Origin of the sequence: Deinococcus pimensis DSM 21231 (assembly GCF_000519345.1) — a bacterium.
GTDB lineage: Bacteria > Deinococcota > Deinococci > Deinococcales > Deinococcaceae > Deinococcus_A > Deinococcus_A pimensis.
The window spans coordinates 186581-188470 of the sequence record NZ_KI912633.1 but is presented as its reverse complement, the minus strand read 5'-3'; the positions used below and the strand labels follow the sequence as shown (position 1 = coordinate 188470).

Sequence of the window (1890 nt, the reverse complement as noted above, 5' to 3'; positions counted from 1 at the left end):
GCGGTGTACTACGAGTCGGGCGGGACGGGACCGGCGGTCGTGCTGATCCACGGGGTCGGCGGCGGCAACTCGGGACATCAGTGGCGCCTCAACACCGCCGCGCTCGCGCGGGAGCACACGGTGTACGTGCTGGACCTGCCGGGCTTCGGGCGGTCCCCCGTGGAGGCGAAGCCCTACACGGCGGACCTGTACACGGGCGTGCTGCGCGAGTTCCTGCGCGAGGTCACGCCGGGAGGCGCGAGCGTCGTCGCGTCGAGCCTCCCGGCGGCGTACGTCATCAACATCGCCGCGCAGGAACCGGCGCTCGTGCGGCGTCTGGTGCTGGTCTCCCCCACCGGGCTGGACCGACTGGTGGACGCGCCGAACGAGGGCTTCTACCGCGCGCTGACGACCACGCCGCTCGGCGCCCTGATCGCGGGCGTGCTGCGTGGACGGACCGGCATCAACTACTTCCTGACGCGGCAGGTGTACCTCGACACGTCCCGCGTGACGCCCGAGGTGACGGACCTGTACGCGCGCAACCTGCGCGGTCCGAACCGGGAGTTCCCGGTGTTCTCGTTCATCTCCGGCAAGCTCAACGCGGGCGTACGGGAGTCGTGGCCGCGCGTGACGCAGCCGACGCTGCTCGTGTGGGGCAGCGACGACGTGAACACGCCCGTGGCGGGCGCCGAGGCCTTCACGGCGCTCCGGCCGGGCGTGCGTCTGGAGGTGCTGCGCGGGCGGGCCATTCCGAACGACGAGCAGGCCGCCGAGTTCGATCGATTAACGCTGGACTTCCTCGCGGGGGACGCGGGCACTGCTACGCTCGCGCCATGAACATCGACGCGTACCGTGTCACGCAGGACCACCTTCGCCTCAAGGACCTCGACCCACGCGACCGCGGCAGCACGGACAAGGCTGCCGCGGCGCAGCGGACGACGGAGCTTCAGGAGCGCCTGAGCGGCCTGCAGGAGCGGCTGTACGCGGAGCAGCAGCGGAGCCTGCTGGTGATCCTGCAGGCGCGGGACGCGGGCGGCAAGGACGGCACGGTGAAGCACGTGTTCAGCGGCGTGAATCCGCAGGGCGTGAGCGTCGTGAGCTTCAAGGCGCCCACGGCCGAGGAGCGGGCGCACGACTTTCTGTGGCGCGTCCACGCGCGCACACCCGGCCGGGGGCTCATCACGATCTTCAACCGTTCGCAGTACGAGGACGTGCTGGTGCCCATGGCGCACGGGACCCTCGACGAGGAGGCAGCGCGGCGCCGCCTGAAGCACATCCGGGCGTTCGAGGAGCTCCTCGCCGACGAGGGGACGCGGATCCTCAAGTTCTACCTGCACATCAGCAGGGACGAGCAGCGCGAGCGGCTGCAGGCGAGGCTGGACGAGCCGGACAAGCGCTGGAAGTTCAACCCGGCGGATCTGGAGGAGCGCGCCCGCTGGGACGAGTACACACGCGCGTACGAGCTGTGCCTGTCGGAGACGTCGAGGAAGCACGCGCCGTGGTTCGTGGTGCCGTCGGACCGCAAGTGGTTCCGCAACCTCGTGGTGTCGGAGGCGATCGTGGCGGCGCTGGAGGACATGAATCCGCGCTTTCCGGAGGCGACGTTCGATCCGGCGCAGGTGCGGGTGGAGTAGCAACAAAAGGTCGAGGGCCCGGGTGTATACCCGGGCCCTCTTCTTGGAGCGGGAGACGAGATTCGAACTCGCGACATCTACCTTGGCAAGGTAGTGCTCTACCAGCTGAGCTACTCCCGCAAAAAACCTCCGCACCGACCTACTCTCCCGGGACGCTGCCGTCCAAGTACCATCGGCGCAGCTGCGTTTCACGACCCAGTTCGGAATGGGATGGGGTGGGTCCACAGCGCTGTGAGCACGGAGGTGTCCAACAATTTACGTGTTGCACGACCACTCG

Annotated in this window: 2 protein-coding genes, 1 tRNA gene and 1 rRNA gene; 2 read left to right on the top strand and 2 right to left on the bottom strand. The window is 68.8% G+C overall.

Translation table 11 applies throughout. The features are described from left to right. Together DEIPI_RS35345 and DEIPI_RS0105545 are read left to right on the top strand one after the other, a co-directional pair. Positions 1–816: alpha/beta fold hydrolase (locus DEIPI_RS35345; protein ID WP_027481135.1), on the top strand; the 816-nt coding region annotated here is incomplete at its 5' end. After that, complete coding sequence (locus tag DEIPI_RS0105545) at positions 813–1613, top strand: polyphosphate kinase 2 family protein (RefSeq protein WP_027481134.1); 801 nt, start codon at positions 813–815, stop codon at positions 1611–1613. The genes DEIPI_RS35345 and DEIPI_RS0105545, both read left to right, overlap by 4 nt. Before the next feature lie 44 nt (positions 1614–1657). Here the strand turns inward: DEIPI_RS0105545 and DEIPI_RS0105540 are convergent. Together DEIPI_RS0105540 and rrf are read right to left on the bottom strand one after the other, a co-directional pair. Beyond that, positions 1658–1733 (bottom strand) — tRNA-Gly (locus DEIPI_RS0105540). A 6-nt stretch (positions 1734–1739) separates the two neighbouring features. Beyond that, positions 1740–1856, bottom strand: a 5S ribosomal RNA gene (rrf, locus tag DEIPI_RS0105535). Positions 1857–1890: the final 34 nt, after the last annotated feature.